Raw genomic sequence first — 4,287 nt, forward strand, 5'->3', positions numbered from 1 at the left:
AGAAATATGATGCTATTTTAACATTTTCGGTTGTTATGATCACTAATAAACAGCGTATTCATGCATAATATCAAATGATTATGCATATTTCAGGACCGACTAAATACTTGGAACCGATGATCGGAAAAAGCAACCGCGTGCACGAGATAATAAATATCCCTGTAGCAAGGCCACGGGAATCACTAGTTGAATTATTTGCAAATTGTTAATGTGTAGCGTTACACAAGTAACGTTTTTGTAGCCCAATGAATGTGAAACTAGGCTGTCGTATTAATATTCCGCCCAAGATTTGCGGGTAGATTTGAAGCGATTTGAGTATTGTCAGGAATGGCCTCAATTAAAGCGAGAGCACCTGCAGCGTTAATGTCCATGGCCTTTTTAAGGACGGCCATGCCAACCGCTTGTTGGGTATTGAAGTTTGCCATTTCTGTTGCAACACTTGCGATGCCGGTTACGTCCATAAAATCTCTCCCAATTATTATAATGGTCATTACGGCAGGTATTGCCCTATCTTTTAGAGGCAACAAGGTTTTTTCTTATCTGGATTAAAATTGTTTTTGCTCAGTAGTGATACTGAGTCATTTCTTCTGGCCATTAATCTTTTCTGAGGAATGTTGAAAAAAGTTTTTTAAATTGATCTTTCCAATCAAGCCCAACTTTTAATGGGACTTTCACTTGAATATTTGCATTTTCAGCATTCTTTCCTTCCAAATACAAAATATACTGTCCGGGTTCATTCAGTTTTAAGGCTTGGGTGATGACACCTGATGGGTGCGATTGCGCGGCTATAGATAGTATTTCGTATTCTTTATCAGTATTATCAATGGCTTCTACTTTAACTAAGCGTTGCGTTAACAGAAAATTCCGCGCTGATTCTGGATACAGCAAGTCAATCGAGATATTTACTGCTGCCGGTTCGGGTACTTTGCCGCATTGAACAGGAACATGAGGTGACCGCATAGAATTTTCAGGCAATTCATAGCCTGCCGGGAGGTAATATCCTGAATAACCAATGATTAGGTTTTCAGTTTCTATGGTACAGGCACCACCACGAAAACCTTTTGGATAAGTTTCTGCTGCATCACCTTGCGAACTCACGCCATACAGCATGCCAAATGTAAGGAAGGAAAATATGACCCCAATCAAAATCATGAGCATTAATTTATGAGATGAAAATTTTGAATTGGTGAGCATAGTATCTTTACTGATTAAAAGGAATAACGAAAAATTATATCAACCAGCGATTAGTAATAGTAATACAACTGGCTTGTCGCAATAGATTATATTACAGCCTTCCTGATCAGCGTAGCGAAAAATTCCGACAACTTGATGTGTCCATCAAGCACGAATTGATGGGCTTGAACGGACATCTTTCTCCATATTTTATCCATGATATTAATCCACTTCTCATCATCGTATTCAGGATGTTTGCTTGCAAATTCGAGCAAATAGTGTTCGAAAAAAACCAATCCGGCGACATCTTCCAATAACTGAGTATCCGGATTGGTCTTCAGTGTTTTTTTGCCGACGGCTTGAGCTACCCGTGCGATGAGTATGTTTTCATACCCAGCCTTTGCGAGCAAATCAGCCACGGTGTCAGCATGAAATTTGGTCAATCCAGTACGCCATTGATGATAGCCCCTGCGATTCATCGGATAATCGCTACGTGGCGATTTCCAGCGCTGGATGTGCTGCGCCCTCACTGCCAGCTTCATGACATCATCAGCTTCGGGTGCATAGCGTTCGAGCATGTCAGACATGCGGTGCGAATACAGCAGCTCTTTCGGCCAATTTTTACCCTCATTGATTTCCTGGTTCGGGTCTTCGCCATTAGCCGCATCAATCAGTGTTTTTGCTTTGTCAAAACATTGTTGGGTCATATCGAAAGTTGGTTGATCTAATGATTGACGCTAAAGCGCCTTTGATACCATTATAATTAAAACTTAGGATTCGTTACCGTAACGAGCAATTTATATTTGCAGGGTATATGGTGGATTTCATTTGTTTAACAAGGTTCAGGCTGATGAGGAACGCATAAGCACAAAGCAAACACACGATTGCCTTGGTTGAATTGGAGAAGATTTTATGAAACGACGCACTTTTTTGTTACAAGCGCTCGCCGCTGCAGCCGTGCTTCCGCTGATTCCGGCATGTTCACGTACATCCGTAGTTGGCGAAGCAGTCAGCCCTGTTTCGCCCATCAACAAGCCCCATAAGGAATGGCGCGAATTGGTTTCGCCCAGGGCCTATGAAATCCTGTTTGAAGAAGCCACTGAGCGCCCGGAATCCAGCAATCTGGTTTATGAGGATCGGGAAGGTATCTTTATTTGCGCTGCCTGTTATCTGCCATTGTTTGAAAGCACACATAAATATGAGAGCTGGACTGGTTGGCCCAGTTTTACCCAACCAATTGCCGGGCATATTGCCACTAAAATCGATTTCAAAATGATCTGGCCACGCACAGAATACCATTGCGTTCGCTGTGGAGGCCATCAAGGTCATGTGTTTAAAGATGGTCCACCTCCTCGCGGAGAACGCTGGTGTAATAACGGCATTGCGCTTAACTTCGTGCCCAAAGAAGAACCATTGCCGGTACTCAGAGGCTGATTAGCTGTTTGTGTTATGCAAGGACCACTTTACTTTATGAGAAATAATCATGGCTAAAACATATCAAGATTATTTTGATGCATTAGGTTTTAAAGAATCATCCAGTGTTTCCGGTGGCGCCCAGAATTATGGCACTGAGAATCCGTTTGGTTTTATCGGCAAGTATCAATTTGGAGAAGCGGCTCTTTTTGACCTCGGGTACTATGGTATTGATAACAGTGATAGCAATTTATTCAGAAATGATTGGAGTGGCAACTGGTCAGGAAAAAATGGAATCAATAGTAAACAGGATTACTTCAATAATGACGCCATACAAGAAATAATCATTCGCGACTGGCACGATATTTTATGGGGAAGAATAAAATTTCTGGAACTTGATAAATACGAAGGACAAATCCTTAATGACAATCCAATAACGATCTCCGGAATGCTGGCCGCGACACATCTCATTGGCGCTGGAAGTACGTCATCCGATACGGCTGGATTAAAAGGTTATTTGTTGTCGGGAGCAGTCTTTAGCAAAGCTGATGGAAATGGAACTACTGCTAATACTTTCATGAATTTTTTTGAAGGCTTTCAGACCCCTTTCACAGCCGATCATAACAAAGCCGAATTGATTGCGGGAGGCACAGGAAAAGATGTGCTGACAGGATTTGCAGGTAATGATATGTTAATCGGAAATGAGAATACTGACACAGTCATTTACCGTGGCCACTTTGCTGATTACGACATTAATCATAATGTTAATGGAAGCTGGACGATTACCCACAAAAACAATGGACCGGACGGCATAGACACACTCAATCAAATTGAACGTATTCAATACGCTAATATTTCATTAGCGCTTGATCTTGATGATAAAGCAGGCATCACCGCCAAAACATTGGGCGCTGTTTTCGGCCAAGAATCGCTGTCCAACGAGACTTACTCCGGCATTGGCTTGAATTTGCTCGATAACGGCATGAGTTACGAAGCGCTAATGCAATTTGCAATCAATGCCGCGCTTGGCGACAACGCAATAAATCATACGGCTGTTGTAAATCTACTATATAAGAATGTGGTAGGCTTTGCACCCTCTGCAGCAGATGAAGCCTACTACGTAGGTTTGCTGGATTCAGGCGCTCATAGCGTCACTTCAATTGGAATCATGGCTGCAGATACTGCTCTCAATGGGGAAAACATCAATCTTGTGGGATTATCACAAACTGGGCTGGAATACATATTGACTTCATTTTAACAACCCATTGATAAGCTATATTGCATTGCCGCTGCGGTATTAAAAACAGGCTCAAAATGCATATTTATTATGCATAAACTGCACTTTCCCATCTGTATCAGCGGATCTATCCAAAATGCCAATCTCAACGGTGATACTCCTCCATTGCTTCTGGTTGTCGAATGACCTCAAGCACTCGTAAACTCAACTCTTGCCCTCTAGGGACTTGCCACGTGATAGATTGGCCCACAGACAATCCGAGCAAGGTGCTTCCGACTGGAGCTGCAATAGAGATCGTTTCAGATGCGCCAGCTTCATCGGGATAAACAAGTATAAGCTTATATTCCGAAAGAACTTTGCACGGTTAGAGTCGTTTTCAGGTGCGGATGATGATGTAATAATGTTCTGAATGGCTATGTAGTAATTAACTGTTGAAATTGTCTTGTTCTTCCAAGTGATCTTAG

Annotated in this window: 6 protein-coding genes; 2 read left to right on the forward strand and 4 right to left on the reverse strand. The window is 42.2% G+C overall.

The features are described from left to right. Positions 1-257 precede the first annotated feature (257 nt). From QZV86_RS13440 to QZV86_RS13450, 3 genes are all read right to left on the reverse strand, one after another. Complete coding sequence (locus QZV86_RS13440; protein WP_295629167.1) at positions 258-461, reverse strand: YjfB family protein; 204 nt, start codon at positions 459-461, stop codon at positions 258-260. A gap of 133 nt (positions 462-594) precedes the next feature. Further along, on the reverse strand, positions 595-1,194 hold the full coding sequence (locus QZV86_RS13445; RefSeq protein WP_295629169.1) for a hypothetical protein: 600 nt from the start codon (positions 1,192-1,194) through the stop codon (positions 595-597). Positions 1,195-1,280: 86 nt separating this feature from the next. After that, positions 1,281-1,880: a DUF4202 domain-containing protein gene (locus QZV86_RS13450; RefSeq protein WP_295629173.1), complete on the reverse strand. Its 600-nt coding sequence runs from the start codon at positions 1,878-1,880 to the stop codon at positions 1,281-1,283. A 205-nt stretch (positions 1,881-2,085) separates the two neighbouring features. Between QZV86_RS13450 and msrB the strand changes: the two genes are divergently transcribed. Beyond that, positions 2,086-2,607, forward strand: coding sequence for a peptide-methionine (R)-S-oxide reductase MsrB (gene msrB / locus QZV86_RS13455; protein ID WP_295629177.1), 522 nt, complete (start codon positions 2,086-2,088; stop codon positions 2,605-2,607). Positions 2,608-2,656: 49 nt separating this feature from the next. Continuing rightward, a complete protein-coding gene (locus QZV86_RS13460; protein ID WP_295629180.1) occupies positions 2,657-3,844 on the forward strand; it encodes a hypothetical protein in 1,188 nt (395 codons plus the stop codon). A gap of 124 nt (positions 3,845-3,968) precedes the next feature. Here QZV86_RS13460 and QZV86_RS13465 read toward each other — a convergent pair whose 3' ends face one another. Then, complete coding sequence (locus QZV86_RS13465) at positions 3,969-4,157, reverse strand: GreA/GreB family elongation factor (RefSeq protein ID WP_295629184.1); 189 nt, start codon at positions 4,155-4,157, stop codon at positions 3,969-3,971. Positions 4,158-4,287: the final 130 nt, after the last annotated feature.

The sequence above is a fragment of the uncultured Nitrosomonas sp. genome (genome assembly GCF_902826915.1).
Classification (GTDB): domain Bacteria; phylum Pseudomonadota; class Gammaproteobacteria; order Burkholderiales; family Nitrosomonadaceae; genus Nitrosomonas.